This is a genomic window from Stenotrophomonas rhizophila (genome assembly GCF_020857975.1).
Lineage (GTDB): Bacteria > Pseudomonadota > Gammaproteobacteria > Xanthomonadales > Xanthomonadaceae > Stenotrophomonas > Stenotrophomonas rhizophila_C.
In genome coordinates, this window is record NZ_JACWUO010000006.1 from 84870 (window position 1) to 103237 (window position 18368).

General features: G+C 64.9%; 23 protein-coding genes. 8 read left to right on the forward strand and 15 right to left on the reverse strand.

Features of this window, described 5'->3' with window-relative positions:
- Positions 1-13 precede the first annotated feature (13 nt).
- From IC535_RS07880 to IC535_RS07915, 8 genes are all read right to left on the reverse strand, one after another.
- A complete protein-coding gene (locus tag IC535_RS07880) occupies positions 14-649 on the reverse strand; it encodes a glycoside hydrolase family 19 protein (RefSeq protein ID WP_228884497.1) in 636 nt (211 codons plus the stop codon).
- Positions 649-924, reverse strand: a complete 276-nt coding sequence (locus IC535_RS07885) for a phage holin family protein (RefSeq protein ID WP_228884108.1) — start codon at positions 922-924, stop codon at positions 649-651. Before IC535_RS07885 ends, IC535_RS07880 begins: the two co-directional genes overlap by 1 nt.
- Positions 917-1273, reverse strand: a complete 357-nt coding sequence (locus tag IC535_RS07890; protein WP_228884109.1) for a putative holin — start codon at positions 1271-1273, stop codon at positions 917-919. The genes IC535_RS07885 and IC535_RS07890 overlap by 8 nt, the downstream gene beginning before the upstream one ends.
- 4 nt (positions 1274-1277) lie before the next feature.
- A complete protein-coding gene (locus tag IC535_RS07895) occupies positions 1278-1493 on the reverse strand; it encodes a tail protein X (RefSeq protein WP_228884110.1) in 216 nt (71 codons plus the stop codon).
- Positions 1493-1960 (reverse strand): head completion/stabilization protein, encoded by a 468-nt coding sequence (locus tag IC535_RS07900; protein WP_228884111.1) that lies wholly within the window; start codon positions 1958-1960, stop codon positions 1493-1495. The genes IC535_RS07895 and IC535_RS07900 overlap by 1 nt, the downstream gene beginning before the upstream one ends.
- A gap of 99 nt (positions 1961-2059) precedes the next feature.
- On the reverse strand, positions 2060-2776 hold the full coding sequence (gene gpM / locus IC535_RS07905) for a phage terminase small subunit (RefSeq protein WP_228884112.1): 717 nt from the start codon (positions 2774-2776) through the stop codon (positions 2060-2062).
- 3 nt (positions 2777-2779) lie between these two features.
- On the reverse strand, positions 2780-3796 hold the full coding sequence (locus tag IC535_RS07910) for a phage major capsid protein, P2 family (RefSeq protein ID WP_228884113.1): 1017 nt from the start codon (positions 3794-3796) through the stop codon (positions 2780-2782).
- 39 nt (positions 3797-3835) lie between these two features.
- Positions 3836-4696 (reverse strand): GPO family capsid scaffolding protein, encoded by an 861-nt coding sequence (locus IC535_RS07915; protein WP_228884114.1) that lies wholly within the window; start codon positions 4694-4696, stop codon positions 3836-3838.
- A gap of 156 nt (positions 4697-4852) precedes the next feature.
- On the opposite strand from IC535_RS07915, the gene IC535_RS07920 reads away from it, so the two are divergent.
- From IC535_RS07920 to IC535_RS07935, 4 genes are read left to right on the forward strand one after another with little or no spacing between them, the layout of a single operon-like run.
- Entirely contained in the window at positions 4853-6610 is a 1758-nt protein-coding gene (locus IC535_RS07920; protein WP_429000423.1) for a terminase ATPase subunit family protein, read from the forward strand.
- Entirely contained in the window at positions 6610-7623 is a 1014-nt protein-coding gene (locus tag IC535_RS07925; protein WP_228884116.1) for a phage portal protein, read from the forward strand. Before IC535_RS07920 ends, IC535_RS07925 begins: the two co-directional genes overlap by 1 nt.
- Positions 7620-7865, forward strand: a complete 246-nt coding sequence (locus IC535_RS07930) for a Com family DNA-binding transcriptional regulator (RefSeq protein WP_228884117.1) — start codon at positions 7620-7622, stop codon at positions 7863-7865. Before IC535_RS07925 ends, IC535_RS07930 begins: the two co-directional genes overlap by 4 nt.
- The gene (locus IC535_RS07935) at positions 7783-8496 is read left to right on the forward strand and encodes a DNA-methyltransferase (protein ID WP_228884118.1); all 714 of its coding nucleotides are present in this window, start codon (positions 7783-7785) and stop codon (positions 8494-8496) included. Before IC535_RS07930 ends, IC535_RS07935 begins: the two co-directional genes overlap by 83 nt.
- A gap of 55 nt (positions 8497-8551) precedes the next feature.
- Here IC535_RS07935 and IC535_RS07940 read toward each other — a convergent pair whose 3' ends face one another.
- The 4 genes from IC535_RS07940 to IC535_RS07955 form a co-directional block, all read right to left on the reverse strand.
- Complete coding sequence (locus tag IC535_RS07940; protein WP_228884119.1) at positions 8552-8830, reverse strand: hypothetical protein; 279 nt, start codon at positions 8828-8830, stop codon at positions 8552-8554.
- A 67-nt stretch (positions 8831-8897) separates the two neighbouring features.
- On the reverse strand, positions 8898-9686 hold the full coding sequence (locus IC535_RS07945; RefSeq protein WP_228884120.1) for a hypothetical protein: 789 nt from the start codon (positions 9684-9686) through the stop codon (positions 8898-8900).
- 830 nt (positions 9687-10516) lie between these two features.
- The gene (locus IC535_RS07950; RefSeq protein ID WP_228884121.1) at positions 10517-11191 is read right to left on the reverse strand and encodes a hypothetical protein; all 675 of its coding nucleotides are present in this window, start codon (positions 11189-11191) and stop codon (positions 10517-10519) included.
- Between the two features lie 1478 nt (positions 11192-12669).
- Positions 12670-13392 (reverse strand): hypothetical protein, encoded by a 723-nt coding sequence (locus IC535_RS07955; RefSeq protein WP_228884122.1) that lies wholly within the window; start codon positions 13390-13392, stop codon positions 12670-12672.
- A 376-nt stretch (positions 13393-13768) separates the two neighbouring features.
- On the opposite strand from IC535_RS07955, the gene IC535_RS07960 reads away from it, so the two are divergent.
- Positions 13769-14659, forward strand: a complete 891-nt coding sequence (locus IC535_RS07960; RefSeq protein ID WP_228884123.1) for an NAD-dependent epimerase/dehydratase family protein — start codon at positions 13769-13771, stop codon at positions 14657-14659.
- Positions 14660-14738: 79 nt separating this feature from the next.
- Positions 14739-15398 (forward strand): MliC family protein, encoded by a 660-nt coding sequence (locus tag IC535_RS07965; RefSeq protein ID WP_228884124.1) that lies wholly within the window; start codon positions 14739-14741, stop codon positions 15396-15398.
- 283 nt (positions 15399-15681) lie between these two features.
- On the opposite strand, the gene IC535_RS07970 is transcribed toward IC535_RS07965, so the two are convergent.
- Complete coding sequence (locus tag IC535_RS07970; RefSeq protein ID WP_228884125.1) at positions 15682-16350, reverse strand: DUF3011 domain-containing protein; 669 nt, start codon at positions 16348-16350, stop codon at positions 15682-15684.
- A gap of 139 nt (positions 16351-16489) precedes the next feature.
- On the opposite strand from IC535_RS07970, the gene IC535_RS07975 reads away from it, so the two are divergent.
- Complete coding sequence (locus IC535_RS07975) at positions 16490-16804, forward strand: hypothetical protein (protein WP_228884126.1); 315 nt, start codon at positions 16490-16492, stop codon at positions 16802-16804.
- Positions 16805-16817: 13 nt separating this feature from the next.
- Here IC535_RS07975 and IC535_RS07980 read toward each other — a convergent pair whose 3' ends face one another.
- Positions 16818-17219, reverse strand: coding sequence for a response regulator (locus IC535_RS07980; RefSeq protein WP_228884127.1), 402 nt, complete (start codon positions 17217-17219; stop codon positions 16818-16820).
- Between the two features lie 174 nt (positions 17220-17393).
- Here IC535_RS07980 and IC535_RS07985 point away from each other — a divergent pair, with 174 nt between their 5' ends.
- The gene (locus IC535_RS07985; protein ID WP_228884128.1) at positions 17394-17687 is read left to right on the forward strand and encodes a zf-TFIIB domain-containing protein; all 294 of its coding nucleotides are present in this window, start codon (positions 17394-17396) and stop codon (positions 17685-17687) included.
- A gap of 21 nt (positions 17688-17708) precedes the next feature.
- Here IC535_RS07985 and IC535_RS07990 read toward each other — a convergent pair whose 3' ends face one another.
- Positions 17709-18221, reverse strand: coding sequence for a GNAT family N-acetyltransferase (locus IC535_RS07990; protein ID WP_228884129.1), 513 nt, complete (start codon positions 18219-18221; stop codon positions 17709-17711).
- Positions 18222-18368 lie beyond the last annotated feature (147 nt).

Consider the following 18368-nt stretch of genomic DNA (forward strand, 5'->3'; position numbering starts at 1 on the left):
AGGCGGCGGGAGATCACGCAGCCCCCAGGACTTGCAGGGCGCGGTTGGTGCGGCTGATACGGTCGGCCATGCCCTCGGGAGTGGCGCGGGCGTTGACCGAACCAAGGTTGATACGCCGGCTGACCGCCAGCACGTCGCCGCCATCGGCCAGCACGTTTAGGCCGGCATCCTTCCAGTAGGCGGCCGCCGCTGCCGCGCCAACGTCCACGTCCAGCAGCAGTTGCGGCTGCTCTTCCAGCGGCTCGCCGATCAGCTGGCCTACGTTTGCGTAGTTTCCGCGCCCGGTGACGTGAATCGGCCCGCGCCCTCTGTAGCGGTAGCCGTCGCCGCTGGCCTCATTGCCGTTGCCGTTGCGATTGGCGTAGACGCGATTGCCCAGCTTCACCGGCTGGTGCACCAACGCACCCACTTCGCTCGGAGCAAGACGCTTGCCGAACACTTCCAGCAGCCGCATGCGGCTGTAGCTCATGCCCTCTTCCACCTTGGATAGGCTCAGGCTTTCATGACCCAGCTGTGCGAGGAAGTGTGCCGTGCGCCGCCGGCTGTTGATGCCGAAGCGCGCCATGGCGGCGTTCAGCGCGGGCGCCCAGCGCTGCGCACGGGGCAGCGGACATTGCATGATCTGGCTCAACTGCTCGGCAGTGATCATCATTCGACCCTCAGAAGCTGCGCCACATTGCCTCGGGCGCGGTAGGTCACCAACATTAGAACAACAAGCAGGCCCAGCTGCCACACACTGACCTGTGCGGAAGCGCCCAACAGCGCGACGTGGATAGCGAGGCCGCCGGTGCAGGCGATCAGCAGCCAGGCGCAGCAGGACACGCCGAACCGGTGGCGGGCATCTGGTCCTGGCCGGTAGGTGATCAGGCGTACGCAGATGGCGAGGCTGGAAATCAGCGTGGCAACGATGAGCAGGCTATGCATTAGGTGGCCCTCCGCGGCGAAGACGGGACAGGTCGAAAGTGCGGCCGCGCTCGATAAGCCCGAGCGTGACGGTGATGGCGCAGGCTGCTGCCGCGAAGGCGGCCACGCCAGTGGACTGGATAGGCACCCAGCGCAGCACGTCGGGCGCGGCGTAGTAGCCGGCCACCACGCTGATGCCCAGGTAGATCAGCCGTTTCCAGACCGGCAGGTTCTTTGCCGAAACAACGAACAGCGTGCCGCCGGCAAAGGCGCCGACCAGGGCATCGCCGTCGATGCCGGGCAGCAGCGAGGCAAGGCCCACGCCAGTGGCGAGCATTGCGGTGCCGGTGAGGGAGGTGGGTTCGGTCATCAGGTCAGTCCCAGAGCTGGATCAGCGGTCGCTCGGTGGCGATCGATTGGGGGGAGGGGGGGGCCGGCAGTGTCACCACCGTCCCCATCGGAAGGATTGGCCCGTGGAGTGATAGGCCGGGGTTGAGCGCGAACACCTGCTCCGTCATGCCGGCCGTGGCGCCGAGGTGGCGCCAGCACAGCAGGTCGACGGTGTCGCCTTGCTGGGCATACACGCGCATCAGATCAGCGCCACGGTGACGCGGCGGCGCCCCAGGAAGTCGCTGATCGCATAACGCTGGTCCCTGCGCAGGTCATCAATGGTGGGGGTAAGGTCCTCAGCGCGCTGGTTGCCCTGCGCGGTGGCGTCATATGAGCGGTAGCGCTCGGACAACTCGACGGCGGCTGCGCACTGGACCGCCCGCAGGAACAGCTGCAGGTGACGTGTCGAGCCGTCGACCTCATCGGAGGGCACATCGGCCAAGGTCGCATATCCCTTTGCCTGCTGCTCGGCACGCCAGTGGGCCAGCTCATCACCGACGGTGAGCATTGCAGCCACCACAGCGACGCGCAGGCGGGCTGGCGTGGCACTGCCGTCCAGCCGCATGGCCTCGCGCAGCGGGCGCAGTTTGACCGCAGGCCAGAAGCTGCCAGCGACCACGTCGGCCTCGGGAGCAACTGCAGGTGCGTTGGCGGTGAATCCGCTCATGGTGGCCTCAAGGAAAGAAAGCCGGTGGTCGGGGCGTCACACCATGGGATGGATACCTGGTGATCGGCCCCGAGCCGGCTGGGTCGCGGGGACGCTCTATCAGCCGTTGCTATCGCCGTTGGCGGTAGCGGTGGCCTGTTTCTTCTGGACACGCAGGGCGCGCTCCAGATCCTTTTTCCCCCCACAGCTGCCGTGCAACTGCAGCGCGGCGTGCAGATGGTCGACGGCGCGATTCACCGCGTCGGTCGGCACCTGCTCGGGATCGTCCGCCCCAAGGATGTTGCGGGCCTGCGCCAGATGCAGCTTGGCGCGGACCTCGTCGGGCATGTCCTGGCCGGTGGTGAGCAGCTGCGCCCGTTCCAGGACGGCGCCATCGAACGTCCCGCCCACCTTCTGCAGGTTCAGGGCGCCCTCGGCAATTTCCTCGGCAACCAGGCATCCGGTGGTGCGCTGGAAGCGGTCGGGCATCTTCATGCCGTGGGCCAGGACGTACTCGGCCAGCTGCAGGCCCTCGGTGTAGCGGCCGGCGTCCATGTTCCAGATCATCAGGGTGGTGATGACTTCATCGGCCGCGCCCTTCCCCTCGGCCAGTACGCCTTCGACATAGGGATCGTAGGCGGGCAGCAGGTGGGCCTTCAGCTGGGCCTTGCCTTCGTTGGACTGGATTTGCTTCAACCGCAGCCGGTCCTGGTGCAGCTGCATCATGGTCAGCTCAAACTGGCCGGAGCCATCCATGGGCTGGTCGGCTTGACGGGCGGACGCCTCCTGCGCGGCGAGGACGCGGCGCAGGTGACGCTTGGCGGGACTGTCGGCCATGGCTCAACCCTCCGGCAGCTGGATGTTCTCGATCAGGGCGCCCAGACCGTAGTCTTCGACCGCGTAGGCGTCGTTGGACTGCTCGAAGTTGGCGACCCGGTTCTTCTGCGGCTGCTCCTGAATGAAGCGGCGGCGCCCGCCGATCTGCCAGTACAGCGACAGGTTGGCCAGGCTGGTGATCAGGATGGCGTTGTCGGGCATGTACGGCACGTCGGCGGGCTGCAGGCCGCCGATGCGCTTGGAGGCCAGCAGCAGGTCCGTGGCGATCTTCTCGGTGGCCGGCTGGTCCTTGTTGACCATCGGGAAATACTTGTCGTGGATCAGGTCGCGGCCGAGGATCACCACCAGGCCGGGGTCGTGGCGGTGCCACGGGTCGATCAGGCTGCTGACCGCGTCCATCACCAGGGCGTCGAGGTTGGCGTAGTCCGCGTCGGCACCGCCGACCTTGATCACGCCATCGGTTTTGCCGCCGCTCATGACCCGCTGGGGGGCATTGGTGCGGTACTGCTGCAGCCAACCGATGTTCACGTCCTGCAGCAGCGGGTTGGCAATGCGGTCGGTGGTGGCTGCGGCCTCGGTGCCGTGGAAGCCGATCATCATCCGGTCGAGTGCCTGGCGCTGAACGATGCTGTCGCGGATCAGGGTCTGGAAGTTGGGTTGACGCGCCCAGGCGTCGAGCGTGGCGTACCGCAGGGCGGTGTCGAAGTCGGTCTGCACCGCCCGGTAGCCCTTCTTGTCCAGCGCGGTCACGTCGCGCGGCTTGCGCTCGGCGTTGCCGGTGGTGTCGGTCCGGCCGGCGATGGTGCCGGAGACGCCGACGCCGACCTTTTCGCCTTCCAGATCCGGCACGCCGACGATGTTGATCTGGCGCAGGAACGCGCTGGATTCCTGAATCCGCTGTTCCATGACCTGCTGCACGGCCGGAACGACGGTGAAGGTGTGCGCGGTGGAGCCGACATTGTTCAGCTCGCCCTGGCGGCGGGTGTAGGCGTCGAACGCTACGCGGGTATTGGGATGCATCGTGTGGTCCTTGGTGGTCGGGGTGTGGGCTGCAGGCGATCAGCAGTCGGTGAGTTCCGCACCGGCCGGGCCGGTGACGGGCGGGCGCTGGGTGCTGAACTCGGGGGTCTTCTCGACGGTCGATTTGAGGGTGGCGAACTCTGCACGCAGGCCCTGATTGACGCGCTCGCTCTCGGCCAGGCGCGCGGTGAGCCGCACCAGTTCGTCCTGATGACTGCCCATCTGCTCATCCATATCGGTGAGCAGACTGGCGAAGCGCTGCATGCCTTCATCGCCCTCATCGGCCGGGGTCGGTGCCGGGTTGGCCGGCTTGAACAGGCCCTTGATGCGCTCGGCGAAGGACCGGACCTGCGGCGCGGCCGGAGCGACTTCGTCCAGCTCGATATCGACAAGCTCGGCCGCACTGAACAGGGTGTCCGGGTTGGTCTTGCGTGCCTTGAGCGGGTTGGCGTCCGGGTTCTGCGCGGCGAAAGCCAGCATTTCGGTGCCCAGACTGGCCGGGGTGTCGGTCACGGCCACGCCCATCAGGTAGGCCTTGCCGGTGCCGGCGAAGTTCTCCTGCACCTCGACGGAGGTGTAGAGCTTCTGTTTCTGCACGTTGACCATGTTGACCAGGTCATCGGTCGGGTCAATCTGCACGAACAGTGCGAGCTTCTTCTCGCCGTTGACGGTGACTTCTTCGGCTTTGGCCGCCAGCACGCTGCCGTACGCGCGGAACGGGGACTCCGGCAGCAGGCTGCGCATGTGTTCCACCCATACGCGCGAGCCATAGGTGTCGGCGCTGTACGTTGCCGCCATCTGCTCGATCCAGCTGCGCTCGATCTTGCGGCCGTCGGTGGTCGCGCCCTCGACCGCCACGCGGAAGAACTTGGAACGGAACTTTTTGGACTTGTTGGACATGGTGCCCTCTGCTTGGTGGTCGAAAACATCGGCTGGCGATGCGATGACCCATGTTCGGCAGAGGGCAATTTCCCAGCAATGAAGTCGCCGTGTAGCTGACTCAGCTACGCGGTACTTAGCTGTGCGGTGATGCGCGCGGTAGGCACCCTAATCCATGTGAATACAGTTGTCGACCAGATGCCGATCGATGTGCGCAGGCAAGCCAAGTTCCTGTACTGGATGGGCTGGCGTGTCTGCGATATCGCCGAAGCGACAGGGGAGAAAGAGAAGACCATTCACAGCTGGAAGGCGCGCGACGAATGGGACCGTGCGGACAACGTGGAGCGCATCGGCGGGGCGCTAGAAGCCCGCCTGATCATGCTGATCATGAAGCCGGAGAAGACCGGCGGCGACTTCAAAGAGATTGACCTGCTGCACCGCCAGCTTGAGCGCCAGGCCAGGATTCAACGGTACCAGGGCGGCGGCACAGAGACGGATCTGTCCCCGGCGATTGCCAACCGCAACGCCGGCCCGAAGAAGAAGGCCCGCAAGAACGATTTCAGCGAGGACCAGGTCACGCTGCTGGTCGATGCCTTCCTTGAAACGTGTTTCGGCTACCAGCGCGATTGGTACCGGGCGCGGGATCAGCGCACCCGAGCGGTGCTGAAGTCGCGCCAGATTGGTGCCACCTTTTACTTCGCCCGCGAAGCGCTGATTGACGCGCTGACCACCGGGCGCAACCAGATCTTCCTGAGCGCCTCCAAGGCGCAGGCTGACCTGTTCCGCCGCTACATGCAGTCCTTCGTTCGTGAGGTACTGGACGTGGACCTTGCCGGCAATCCCATCGTGTTGGCGAACGGCGCCGAGCTGTTCTTCCTGGGCACCAACGCACGTACGGCGCAGGGCTATCACGGCAACTTCTACTTCGATGAGTTCTTCTGGACCCACAAGTTCAACGAGCTGGAAAAGGTCGCCAGCGGCATGGCGATGCACAAGAAGTGGCGCAAGACCTACTTCAGCACGCCTTCGTCCATGGCCCATGAGGCCTACGACTTCTGGACCGGCGAGCGCTTCAACAAGGGCAAGCCGGCTGCGCAGCGCCATCACCTGGATGTAACCCACGCCGCCCTGCAGCGCGGTGCGGCTTGCGATGACCATATCTGGCGGCACATCGTCACGATCCTTGACGCGCAGGAGGGCGGTTGCGATCTGTTCGATATCGAGGAACTGCGCCGCGAGTACAGCCCGGACGCCTTCGCCAACCTGCTGATGTGCGAGTTCGTGGACGACAGCGCCAGCGTCTTCCCGCTGGCTCTGATCCAGCCGTGCATGGTCGACAGTTGGGAGGAATGGGGAGGCGAATACAAGCCATTCGCGCAGCGCCCCTTCGGCGACCGAGCGGTGTGGATCGGCTATGACCCGGCCGAAACTGGCGACAGCGCTGGCCTGGTTGTCCTCGCGCCGCCGGGTGTCGAGGGCGGCGCGTTCCGCGTCCTGGAGAAGCACCAGTTCCGGGGCATGGACTTCGCCGGCCAGGCCGCGTTTATCCAGAAGATCTGCCAGCGCTACTGGGTGACTTACATCGGGATCGATACGACAGGCATGGGCACGGGTGTTGCCCAGTTGGTCCGCGTGTTCTTCCCCAACGTCACGACGTTCCAGTACTCGCCGGAGGTCAAGTCGCGCCTGGTCCTGAAGGCCTACGACGTGATCAAGAACGAACGCCTGCAGTTCGATGCGGGCTGGACCGACCTGGCCCAGTCCATCATGGCGATCCAGAAGACCATGACCAAGAGCGGGCGCCACATGACCTACACCGCTGGCCGGTCCAACGAAACCGGCCATGCCGATCTGGCGTGGGCGCTCTTCCACGCCCTGCACAACGAGCCGCTGGAAGGCACCGCCGCGCGCACCAGCACCATGGAGATTTACTGATGTCCGACACCGCCGATCAGGCACCCGTGCCCGCACCCGCAGGGGCGCAGGCGTTCACCTTCGGTGAGCCGACCCCCGTACTGGACTCGCGTGGCATCCTCGACTACGCCGAGTGCTGGCAGAACGGGCGGTACTACGAGCCGCCCGTATCGCTGTCCGGCCTGGCCCGCACGACGCGGTCGAACCCGACCCTGCAGAGCGGCTTGCTGTTCAAGCGGAACATGCTGTCGCTGACGTTCAAGCCGCATCCACTGCTGTCGCGCGAGCGCTTCAACCAGCTGGCGCTGGACTGGATCACGTTCGGCACCGCCTACGTCGAACGGCGGAACTCGGTGACCGGGGCGCCGCTGGAAATGCTGGTGCCGTTGGCGCAGTACGTCCGCCGAGGGGTGGTGCCGGGAGAGTTCTTCCAGGTCCGCGGCCACCGCGAGGAACACGCGTTCAAGCCGGGAAGCATCTTCCAGCTGCGTGACGCCGATGTGGACCAGGAGATCTACGGCATGCCCGAATGGCTGTCGGCGGTCCAGTCGGCCCTGCTTAACGAGTCGGCGACCCTGTTTCGCCGCCGCTACTACAACAACGGCTCCCACGCCGGCTTCATCCTGTACCTGTCAGACGCGAACGTGAACGATGGCGACGTGGACGCGATGCGCCAGGCGCTGAAGGACTCCAAGGGTGTAGGCAACTTCCGCAACCTGTTCCTGCATTCCCCTGGCGGCCAGAAGGACGGCATCAAGCTGATCCCGATCAGCGAGGTGGCGGCCAAGGACGAATTCAGCGGCATCAAGAACGTAACCCGCGATGACATGCTGACCGCGCTACGCGTGCAGCCGCAGCTGCTCGGCATCGTCGCGCAGAATTCCGGCGGCTTTGGTGACATCGGCAAGGCTGCCCAGGTCTGGGCGGCCATGGAGCTGGCGCCGCTGCAGGCACGCATGACGGCGATCAACGAGTGGCTGGGAATGGACGTGATCCGTTTCAACCCGTTCACCGTGGGGACGGCCGGCACATGAAGAACCTGCGTTGCGGCGACTGCGCCAAGCTGCTGGGCAAGGCCGGCGGCACCTATGAGATCCAGATCAAATGCCCCCGCTGCGGGGTTCTGAACCACATGAAGGCCGAGAGCCTCTCCACGGATCGCCGCGAGCGACATCCCGAAGAAGGCTCCACTGATGAAGAACGAACTGATCCACGGCGATGCGCTGACCGTGCTGCCGACCCTGCCGGCCGCGAGCTTCGACGCCCTGATCACTGATCCGCCGTATGCCAGCGGGGGCGTGCATGCATCCTCGCGCCAGCAGTCGCCCCAGGCGAAGTACATGCAGAGCGGCACCGCCCAGCTGCATGCCGACTTCGTGGGCGACGAACGCGACCAGCGGTCGCATCTGGCATGGATGCGGTTGTGGCTAGTGGAATGTAGCCGCGTGCTAAAGGACGGCGCCCCGGTGCTGCTGTTCACCGATTGGCGGCAGCTGCCGCTGACCACCGACGCGCTGCAATGCGCCGGCTTCACCTGGCGCGGTGTGGCGGTGTGGGACAAGACCGAAGGCGTGCGCCCGCAGCTGGGCCGGTTCCGGAACCAGGCCGAGTACGTAGTGTGGGGCAGCAAGGGCAACATGCCGCTCGGCCGCCGCGCCCCAGTGTTGCCCGGCGTGATCCGCGAGAGCGTCCGCAAGGCCGACAAGCACCACATGACCGGCAAGCCCACGGACCTCATGCGACAGCTGGTGCGGATCTGCGAGGAAGGGGGCCGCATTCTCGATCCGTTCGCGGGATCGGGCACAACCCTGGTCGCTGCGGAGCTTGAGGGCTACAACTGGACCGGCATCGAGATGACCGGCCATTACCACGACGTTGCCCGCTCGCGGTTGACTTGCACACCCTGACCGTACCCTGACCCCGGACCTGCAATGGCCGCCCGACCGGGCGGCCATTCTCGTTTCAGTCCCTGCTGGTCAGGGGCTTGAAGAAACACTCGCCAGTGGCGTGACCCTGGCCGCGGCACTCGATGAAAGCAACGCCTGAGCCCTGCCAGAGCGATCCCGCTACGGCCCCTGCGATTGCGAACATGATGCACCAGGCGAAGAACGGGCGCGGCTGATCCTGCTTTCCATCCATGAATGCGATAAATCGGCGCAGTTTGAACGCCAGGTACGCGGCTACCGGCCCCAGGGCGGCGCCGATGATGGTCCAGATGCCAAACGAAAAGCCCTGCAGCATGAAACGTCTCCCAGCGTATCTACGAAATGCCCCTGTTCGGTAGATAGCGGCTGCGGCAGGATTGACTTTAGGGGGCGGCGTCGCTTTTCTCGGAAGGTCGCGGCCACCGTGATTGGAACGCGAGGATCTTCTCCCGCAGGCCCGCTCCGAGCGGGTCGAGTTCTTCGGGCTGGCGCTCGCCGGTGGAGAGGTTCAGGCCCACCAGCCCGGTTAGGAGCGCGATCACAGCCACGCGTTGAACCTTGAACGCCATATGATCAGGGCCAACTTGCGACTGCAGTGTGTCCCCGCCGTCGAACAGGTCAACGACCACATCCCCTCCATGCACGAATCCGTGCCAGTCCTTCACCTCATCGGCCAGGCTGTCTAGCAGGCCCGGCTGTTGGGGACAGATTAACGGGGCGATCAATTTAGCGATCAAGCGAGGGGTGATCTCAGTCTTGACTTCGGGACGGCTCGGCCATCCGCGCTTAGGCAGCGTTCCAGCAGTCCGGAAGGCGCTTATCTCTTCTTCGGTTGCCTCCAGCGCGAAGAAGGCGGCACGCAACCACGTCTCCAACAGGGGGCGCCAGAGTGTCAGCACAACGATGTGGGTTCGCACCGGCTCAGTGCGGAGTAGGTGGCAGATCGACCAGGCGATGTCCAGGGCGTAGGCCAGCAGCGCCCCAGCAACTATTCGGCGTTCGGTCCGTGGCCCCCCCGCACCAGCAGCCATCGCCGTGCGGGTTTCCTCAACGAATGCTTGCGCATCAGTAGCGATGTGGACGAGCGACTCACGCGCCTTTGAGGGGCGCCGGACGACGGCGACCGGCATTTCGTTGATCGCGCAGCGTATTGCTTCCTGCAGTGGGTCCACGTTCGTTGCTCCTGCCCTGGAGGCAGCAGCATAGCGCGGGCTGCCGTTGGGACCTCCGACCGCCGCCCAGACCGGGCGCGCGCACTCGTCCTGCCCGGCCTGTAGCCTGCGGCCTACGAGCAGCACAACATGTCGAAGCCGCCCTTGGGCGGCTTCTATGCGTTCAGTCGGTGGGCGCGGCTTATGTCCGATGTGCCGCTGGAAGCGGCATTCATGGGCATGGGGGCATTTGTGCTCCCACGCCCAGGCGTTCAGGGGGGGCAGTCCAGGACTGGGACATTGTGCGTCGTGCAAACGCTCTTGCCGCCGCCGACGCTAGTGCATGCGGTGATGGGCTTTGTGGAAGATATGCAATCATCAAAGTTATCTCCTCCGCCCCCGGGGAGACCGCCGCCATCACCACCACCGCCGCCGCCACCGGTGCCGGGATTCTGGGGCATTGGAGCCGAGCCCAGATAGTCGCCACTGGCGGTTCGCGTATAAATGCCGCAATGCGTCGCGTTGCAGACTAGGAACCTGTCGTTCACCATTCTGTAGTAGTTGGGACCATCGTCGAGCCAGTTATCCATATAGTCGATGTAGGCTCTGGTCCCTACGTCAGGGGCAGGGTACGCCAACGTACATGTGTCGCAGACGAACGGCCCATACAACTCAGGTTGGTTCAAATAGTTGCCAGCAATGCCAATTCCAACGCCAGAAGCAAAAACAAGACCAGTCAACAGTAGTCGCTTTATCACAATCATGTCCTTCTGATTGGGGGTATTTCATGAAGGCCTAGGGCATTCGGGTTGGTCGAATGCACTGGGCGGTTTGTGTCAACGTTCCTTACGTTAACTTTTGCAGCACCGCGATTGGATATCGCGCGCCATTCTGATGGCATCGGCTTGCTGATTTGCATCAAGCCCACTCATTGTCAGGCTGAGCGGTTGGGGGCGAATAATCGTCGGTGCCGCACGTTCTGCAGCCAAGCGAAATGCTGCGGATTTCACATAGTCTCGCGGTGTGAATTGGCTCGCCTTGTACATCAAGGACAGTGAAAGCATCGCGTCGACATCGCCTGTTAAAGCCAGGTTGGACATATAGCTCTCGCTTCGCTGCCCATACTCGGCGACCGCTTCAGGATCAAGTTTTTTCAGGTCATCGCTACCCAGCACCGCAACAGGATCGGCGGCGTACAACAGTTGTCCTTCCTTTAGCCCGTTCTCGGCGGCGATCTCAAGCCAGCGTCCGCGGCTAGCGATCAGCTCTTCGGCCCCTTGGCACTCGACCTGGAGCTTTGCTGTCGCCTCGTCGAGGGTTCTGGTGTCAACTCCCCCCTGCCTAAACATCTCCCGCTCTTGCTCCGAAGTGCCGGTTGCCATTGAATCAGCGCATTGAGCCAGCTTGAGATAAATACTAAAGCTGGCGCGCGCGTCGCCATGTTCGGCAGCATTTCGGAGTCTAGCTTCAACGTCAATTGCTCGACCGGCGATGACGGTTTGATCGCTCGGGGCGAAGTTAGTCAAGCTGCGATTTAGTGCGGGTGCCCGCGCTGATTCTCGCTGAGGCGCCGATGCGATTGTTCGGTCTTGGTTGGCGGGTTCGGTTGAGCGAGGCGCGCCAGCGCTGTAGGCAAACCATGCTATGGCTCCTGCCCCAACCAGCCCGCAACCCAATAATAGTAAGCGCGTATTCACCACAGCCTCCTTCGGTCCGTCTAAGGATATTGTTCCTGATTCCCCGACCTGGGGAATGATGCTGCGGCAGTAGCTTCGCCGATAGATCGGTCGGTTGCAATATGGCGGCGTCTCCCTCGGCTGGGCTGGCCAACTGTCCTGCGGCGTAGCCGACGTTGGTCCAGGCTCCACCGTCACAGCATCCGCTGACGCCGCCTTGCGTCCCGCCAGGTGGCACCGTCCCGTCCCGCTGGGCCGAGGCGAGGTTCAGCCGCGTTCGGACCCTGGCGCGCGCACTCGTCTCCCCCCCACGCCTGCCGGCTTAATGCACCTCTTTTTCCGCACCCCTTCGGAGGCGTTGGTGGCTGGGCCACTATGGGTTGCTGCGGGGGGTGGAGTCGTGCGCCGGCCCTGCGGAACCCTGCGCGGCGGCGCCCGTCTGGGAGCCTGTCAGGGCGTTCACGGCGGCATTGATCGCTGGCCGCTTCTGGATATGCCCATCGGAACCGGGTAATCCGGTAACACCAACAGCGGGACGCGGCGAAGGCCTTACTGCCGCAACGCTCTTGACGGTTACCTCGGGAGGTAATGGCGGGTAATTTCCTGGGTGGCGGATGGTTATGTGTTTGATTTGAAAGGACTATTTCTCGGCTATTGGTTACCCTCTGAGAAGGTAACGTGATTACTCTAGCGTTACCCTATTATTACCTTATAGATATATAGATATCTTATTGAAATATAAGAAGATTTTCCGTCGATTGCGGGGGTGGTTACCAAGATTACCCGTTCGCCGTGGGCACATCGAAAATCGCCTTATAAGGCGGGAGGGCCGCCTGGCGCCCTGCATGCCCGCACACCCTCCGTCGCACGCACGCACGCCATTGCCCACGGCGGGCTGGCCGTCACAAGATCTGAGACGCCGAATGGCAACCATTGCGCCCATGGCACTCCCTCTTCCGTTGGACCACGATCACGACAAACGGCCTAGACGACGGTTGACGGTGATCGCGTACGGGACCGAGTGGGTCGTCACCCTGTCCCGGCGCGTTGACGACGGCACCTGGATCGCTTCGCTGGACCGTCACCGCAATGGCCCAGGTGGGCCTGCCCGGCGGTGCAGCAGCTACGAGCAGGGTCGTGCCGGCGCGGAGCTTTGGGTGGCCAGGCATGAGGCAAGGCTCCGCGAGGACGTGGCAGCCATCAACCGCTGGCGGGAGGCTGTGCGTGCGAACAGGCTGGCCAAGTTGAACATTCCGCCGCCGTTCGGCTGGATGGGGTAGAGCCCTTCGGCGGCGGGGTCAAGCGACCTGCAGCAGCTGGCGCCGGCTTCAGCCGAAGTGGAGCGTGCCATCCACGGGATTATTGCGGGTCACAGCGTCATAGTCCGCTACATGCTCGTAGTACCACGCGTTATCGCTGATTTTCACCTGACGGCCGAGCCATAGTCGCCGGTAGGGCTGGCCTTCGAAATCGAAGTGGCAGTAGATGTGCGCGTAGCCGTAATACTCGTCGCCATCAAGGTTCACCGATGCGATGGAGTCGTAAGGAACGTCACCCAGCAAATGCACCACATGGTCGCCTTTCTCGCCGTTGATCCAGTCGACAAACCGATAGCCCGCTTCGCATTCCTTCAGGCCGCCGATCCGCAGGCCCACCACGATTCCCTTGTCGTAGGTGTCGACAAGGCCGACACGGAACCAGGGCGAGATGCCGTCTCCCCCGAGTGCGTCCGGATAGCTGTCCATGCGTGACAAGTCACGCATAACAACATCCTGTCGCAGCTGCTCGCCTCGGCGCCGGTAGATCTCGCCTTGTAGCAGCTGACGCATCGCCTCTCGATGCTGCACACGCGCCGCGTCGGACGCGAATCGCTCAGGCTGCGGCGGCCTGAGCCAGTTGAAAATCTTGGCGAAAACCATGATGAGGAACGCTGAGGCTGTTAGCCAACGCTCCCAAGGCCCATCCGGGTTCAGTAGCAATGCGACGATCAGGATGGCTGTAATTGCCCATCCCAGGATCTCTCCCCAACGCCGAACTGTTCCCTGCTTCATCCCCATTCCTTTTGCTGTACGCGCGGTCCAGGCAGGAAGTATCGCGCACCGAAAGGCGGGTCGGAAAAAAAGGGTGTCCCCCCTCGATGCCGCAGAGGTTCCACGGTGTGGCACCGGAAAAATTGGATGAGGTAACCCCGTGATTGTAAAGGGAAGTGTAGTCGCCTTTTAATCTTTTGGTCGATGGTTCGAATCCATCACGGCCCACCATTGCATGCACAGATCAGGCGCCCATGGGGCGCCTTTTTTGTGCGCCGGGAAGACGGCCGCACCGCGCGCGTCGGCAAGCGCACCTAGCGGCATGCTCGGCCGGCCGGGTGCATGGCTATACTCGATCCATCCCGGTAGCTCCCGGGCGCTGACCATGTGCAACACAGTGAAGATTCTCCTGACAGGAAGTTCAGGCCGGGTCGGGCGCGCGATCTTCGGCGCGCTCGCGGCACGGCACGAGGTGGTCGGGATCGACCGCAATCCCTTCAACACTACCCGCCATGTGGCCGACTTCACCGATGCCCGGGTGCTGCGCCGTGCGCTGGTCGGGGTGGAGGCGGTGATCCATGCCGCGGCGCTGCATGCGCCGCATGTGGGGCTGGCGCCCGATGCCGAGTTCCAGCGCATCAATGTGGAGGGCACGCGGACGCTGGCGATGCTGGCGCGCGAGGCCGGGGTGGCGCGCCTGGTGTTCACCAGCACCACCGCGCTGTACGGGCATGCGATCGTGCCGGGGCAGTGCACCTGGATCGACGAGCACACCCGGCCGCAGCCGCGTACCGTCTACCACCGCTCCAAGCTGGCCGCCGAACAGTGGCTGGAGCAGGCCGCTGCGCCGGGATTTGCGGTGCGGGTGATCCGCATGTCGCGCTGTTTCCCGGAAACCGCCGAGCGGATGCTGCTGTACCGCCTGCACCGTGGCATCGATGTGCGCGATGTGGCCGACGCGCACGTGGCGGCACTGGGCAACCCGGGGGCGGCGTTCCAGCGCTACATCGCCAGTGGCTGGACGCCGTTCCAACCGCAGGATTGCGCGGAATTGGCGCAGCAGCCGCGGGAGGTATTGGCGCGGCGCTGCCCGCAGTGGCTGGCCGAATACGACCGCCGTGGCTGGACCTTGCCGGTGGTGGACCGCATCCACGACCCGCGCGCGGCCAGCATCGGCCTGGGCTGGCGCAGCCAGCGCGGGCCCGAGGCGGTGCTGGCGCAGCTGGAAGCGCGTTCGATCGAGGTGTTGCCGCACCCGGCGCCGGTGGCCGATTGCACGGTGGAGTAGCGCAGGCGGCGTACACATCCAGCAGGCGACCGATCCCGCACAATGGGACGTCTTTCCGTCGACCGTTGTTGGAGGTGCCATGAATCGTTTCGTCCTGCTCGGCATGGGGGCGCTTGCGCTCGCGGCCTGTTCCAAGCCGGTACCGACCGATACCGCTGCGCCGACGGCACCGCCGGTCGCCGATGCCAAGGCCCCGGCAGCCACCGCACCGGCGACCCCGGCACTGGAGGCGCGGTCGTTCGATTGCGCCAAGGCGCACAACGATGCGGAGAAACTGGTGTGCGGCGATGCGCGCCTGGCCGCGCTGGACCGCCAGCTGGCCGCGCTGTACAAGAGCGCGCAGAGCAGCCCGGATGAACTGGATATCGCCGCCGAACAGCGCGGCTGGGTCAAGGGCCGCGATGCCTGCTGGCAGGCGGTGGATGCCCATCGTTGCCTGCTGGAGGCCTACCAGACCCGGATCGTCGAACTGAACATCGGCAGTGGCGCGGTCAAGGCGCCTGCACCGGTGGCATACCGCTGCGACGACGACAGCAAGCCGGTCACCGCGGTGTTCTACAACGAACTGGATCCGCAGGCGGCGGTGATCCGCTGGGGCAACGACCAGGCCATCGTGTTCCCGGCCGAAGCGGCCAGTGGCGCCCGTTACACGCGCGAAGGCGTGGAGTTCTGGGAGCACCAGGGCGAGGCCACGCTGAATTTCTATGGCACTGCATTGAGCTGCAAGGCGGTTGGCTGAGCCGGAGCTTGGCCGCGGGACGGGCTACCGGTAGGGGGGGGGCGTCCAGACTGGCGCCAGCGGTTGCTGTCGATCGATGATCCTGCGTTCGTCGGCGTGCTCATCGTGGTCGGCAGTCGATCGGGATTCGACCCTACCGGGATGGCTGCATTGGAGGAGCGTGCGTGATCAGCCGTCGGCGCTGCTGTCGATCGATGGTCCTGCGTTCGTCGGCGTGTTCATCGTGATCGGCAGTCGATCGGGATCCGACCCTACCGGTGATTGCAGCGCTCGATGAGGGTGTTCAGCGCACGCGGCGGTAGCGCACTTCGTTCTGGCGGTCGCCGACTTCGGTGGTGACAAAACCGTCGCGGCTCTGGCTGATGTCGAACACGCTGTTGCCGACGTTGAGCTGGCCGCCGTTGACCCAGCCGGACAGGTTCTGCCCGCGTGCCCGCGCGCTCATGCGCCCGTTGCTGTCGATGGTCATGCGGATGTCGGCATTGTAGATCGGGTTGAACCCTTCGAATTCGCCAACCATCCAGCCCGGCACGTAGGAGTTGTGGCGCGCGCCCTGGTAGGTGTCGTCGTCGTAGCGGTCGTCCTGCTTGTTGGCGTTGTGCACCAGCGCGCCCAGGATCGCCGCGCCGATCAGCACGCCGGCGGCGACCTTGGCATCGTGGTTGCCGTCATGCCGGTCGTCGCCATCGCGCCCGCCACCGTCATGCACGCGGAACGAAGCACGACAGCCGTCGTCCACCCACACTTCGCGGCGGTCGTAATCCCAGCTGCGGCCCTGCCGGCAGTCGGCGCCGGACAGCTTGCGGTCCAGGCTGACGTAGCCGGCCCACGGCAATGCGCAGGACTGGTAGCGGTTGTCGCGGCTTTCGCAGGTGATGAACTCGTCGGCGCGGGCGTCGGTGAGCGAGGCGGCAAGCAGCAGCGGAGCAGTCAGCAGCAGGCGGGTGGGCATGATGCGGGTCCGGCAGGAGAGGGCACAGGCAGACGATGCCATCCATGGATGAAAACCGGATGAAGACGTAGGATTTCCCCGTGCCACTTCGGCGCGGGGGCCACAGGGGGCCAGGATGCGGGTTCATGGACGAGGCTGCGTGCTGGGCTGGCTGCTGCTGGCGTTGGGAATGGCCAGTGCGGCAGCGACGGCGGGAAACACGCCCTGCTCCGGCCGCAAGGGCGGGGTGTCGCATTGCGCTGCGGGCCAGTTCGTGTGCAACGACGGCTCGATCAGTGCCTCGAAAAAGGTATGCGCCGCTGCCGGCGGCAGCAGCGGTGCCCGGCTGGCCCCGCTGGCCCCGGCGGCGGCCGGCAGCTGTCCGTGCAGTTCCGGCCGGCTGTGTACCGGCCCGCGTGGTGGTCGCTACTGCCTGACGCCCTCGGGCAACAAAAGCTACAAGCCGCGCGGTTGAGCGCGTTCCCGATCTAGGCCGCCTGCCCGGTTTCCACCGCGCCGAAGCAGCTGCGGATGGCGTCCAGCAGGTCGCTCATCGAATAGGGCTTGGGCAGGAAGTGCATGCCGGGACGCAGTTGGCCGGTGACCTGGGCCGGTTCCAGCCCGGAGGTGACCAGCACCGGCAGACCGGGCTGGTACTGCTTGATCTGGTGGGCCGCCTCGATCCCGCTCAGGCCACCCAGGCAGACATCGGTGAACACCAGGTCGAAACGCTCGCCGGCCTGCAGCAGGCCCAGGGCCGCTTCGGCCGAACTCACCGCGACCACGTCGCAGGCCTGGCTTTCCAGCGTGATGCGGCTCAGTTCACGGGTTTCTTCGCTGTCTTCGATCAACAGCACGCGCGGTGCAACATGGCGCTTGGACAACAACATGACACGGTATTCCTGGGTTGGGCCGGAAAAGGCGCGCAAGTATCGCCGGCCCCAGGTTAGCGAGCCGTGCACGCGGGCATGCGCGCGCGTGCAGGTTCAGCCGGCGTTGGCCGCGTTGCGCAGGGCTCAGCCGGGGCAGGGTAGAGTCGGGGTTTGAACAATGGAGCACTGAACATGCAATGCCCCGTATGCAAGACCCAGGCGCTGGTGATGTCCGAACGCCAGGGCATCGAGATCGACTACTGCCCGCAGTGCCGTGGCGTGTGGCTGGACCGTGGCGAGCTGGACAAGATCATCGAGCGTTCGGTCGGTACGGCCGCGCCGGCCGAACCGGTACGCGCCGCCGCGCCGCCGCCGTCGCAGCACCGCGACACCCGCCATCTGGGCCAGCAGCAGCCGTACGGCGACCAGCAGGGTTACCGCAAGAAGAAGAAAGAGAGCTTCCTGTCGGACCTGTTCGACTTCTGACCCTCGCGCCGGCCCTGTCGCTCAGGGCCGGCGCAGGATGAACTCCAGATCGCGGCTGTCGCCGACCACGAACTCATACGTGCCGACCTTGACGCAGCCGTAGCGCGCATAGAACCGCTGGGCGCCAAAATTTTCCGACCACACGCCGACCCACAGGCGGCGGTGCACCGGGTGATCCAGCCAGGCCAGGAACGCCTCCATCAGTCGCGCACCGTGGCCGCCACCCTGGTGGCTGGCCAGCACGTACAGACGCTTGAGCTCGATATCGCCAGCGGCCGCATCGGCATGCGGCAAGCCGTTCGGGCCGGCTGCCAGATAGCCCACGGCGCGGCCGTCTTCCTCGAGCAGCCAGGCCGCGCTGTGCGGGTCTTCCAGCTCGCGCCGCTGCGGGGCCGGGCTGTAATGGTCCTGCAGGAAGGCCTGCAGATCCTGCGCCGGGTAGGAGTCGCCGAAGGTTTCGGTATAGGTGGCGATGGCGATCGCCGACAAGGCGTCGGCGTCGGCCGGGGTGGCGCGACGGATCAACAGGGCCATGGCGCGGGTCTTCACAGGGCGGGGCGGCAGCTTACGCCATCGGGCGCCGGAGGGAAAAAGCGCCGGCCGATGGCGGAACCTTTGCCCGGGCGCATCCAATCAATACCCGGGTGCCAACGAGCAAGGCTGCCCGGGTGTCGGACAGGA

Coding starts and splice junctions, on each gene's coding strand:
- IC535_RS07965 (WP_228884124.1), top strand. CDS start 14,739: ATGAATCGTTTCGTCCTGCTCGGCATGGGGGCGCTTGCGCTCGCGGCC.
- IC535_RS07895 (WP_228884110.1), bottom strand. CDS start 1,493: ATGCGCGTGTATGCCCAGCAAGGCGACACCGTCGACCTGCTGTGCTGG.
- IC535_RS07955 (WP_228884122.1), bottom strand. CDS start 13,392: ATGAAGCAGGGAACAGTTCGGCGTTGGGGAGAGATCCTGGGATGGGCA.
- IC535_RS07885 (WP_228884108.1), bottom strand. CDS start 924: ATGCATAGCCTGCTCATCGTTGCCACGCTGATTTCCAGCCTCGCCATC.
- IC535_RS07930 (WP_228884117.1), top strand. CDS start 7,620: ATGAAGAACCTGCGTTGCGGCGACTGCGCCAAGCTGCTGGGCAAGGCC.
- gpM (WP_228884112.1), bottom strand. CDS start 2,776: ATGGCCGACAGTCCCGCCAAGCGTCACCTGCGCCGCGTCCTCGCCGCG.
- IC535_RS07980 (WP_228884127.1), bottom strand. CDS start 17,219: ATGTTGTTGTCCAAGCGCCATGTTGCACCGCGCGTGCTGTTGATCGAA.
- IC535_RS07940 (WP_228884119.1), bottom strand. CDS start 8,830: ATGCTGCAGGGCTTTTCGTTTGGCATCTGGACCATCATCGGCGCCGCC.
- IC535_RS07910 (WP_228884113.1), bottom strand. CDS start 3,796: ATGCATCCCAATACCCGCGTAGCGTTCGACGCCTACACCCGCCGCCAG.
- IC535_RS07900 (WP_228884111.1), bottom strand. CDS start 1,960: ATGAGCGGATTCACCGCCAACGCACCTGCAGTTGCTCCCGAGGCCGAC.
- IC535_RS07880 (WP_228884497.1), bottom strand. CDS start 649: ATGATCACTGCCGAGCAGTTGAGCCAGATCATGCAATGTCCGCTGCCC.
- IC535_RS07935 (WP_228884118.1), top strand. CDS start 7,783: ATGAAGAACGAACTGATCCACGGCGATGCGCTGACCGTGCTGCCGACC.
- IC535_RS07970 (WP_228884125.1), bottom strand. CDS start 16,350: ATGCCCACCCGCCTGCTGCTGACTGCTCCGCTGCTGCTTGCCGCCTCG.
- IC535_RS07985 (WP_228884128.1), top strand. CDS start 17,394: ATGCAATGCCCCGTATGCAAGACCCAGGCGCTGGTGATGTCCGAACGC.
- IC535_RS07990 (WP_228884129.1), bottom strand. CDS start 18,221: ATGGCCCTGTTGATCCGTCGCGCCACCCCGGCCGACGCCGACGCCTTG.
- IC535_RS07915 (WP_228884114.1), bottom strand. CDS start 4,696: ATGTCCAACAAGTCCAAAAAGTTCCGTTCCAAGTTCTTCCGCGTGGCG.
- IC535_RS07890 (WP_228884109.1), bottom strand. CDS start 1,273: ATGACCGAACCCACCTCCCTCACCGGCACCGCAATGCTCGCCACTGGC.
- IC535_RS07925 (WP_228884116.1), top strand. CDS start 6,610: ATGTCCGACACCGCCGATCAGGCACCCGTGCCCGCACCCGCAGGGGCG.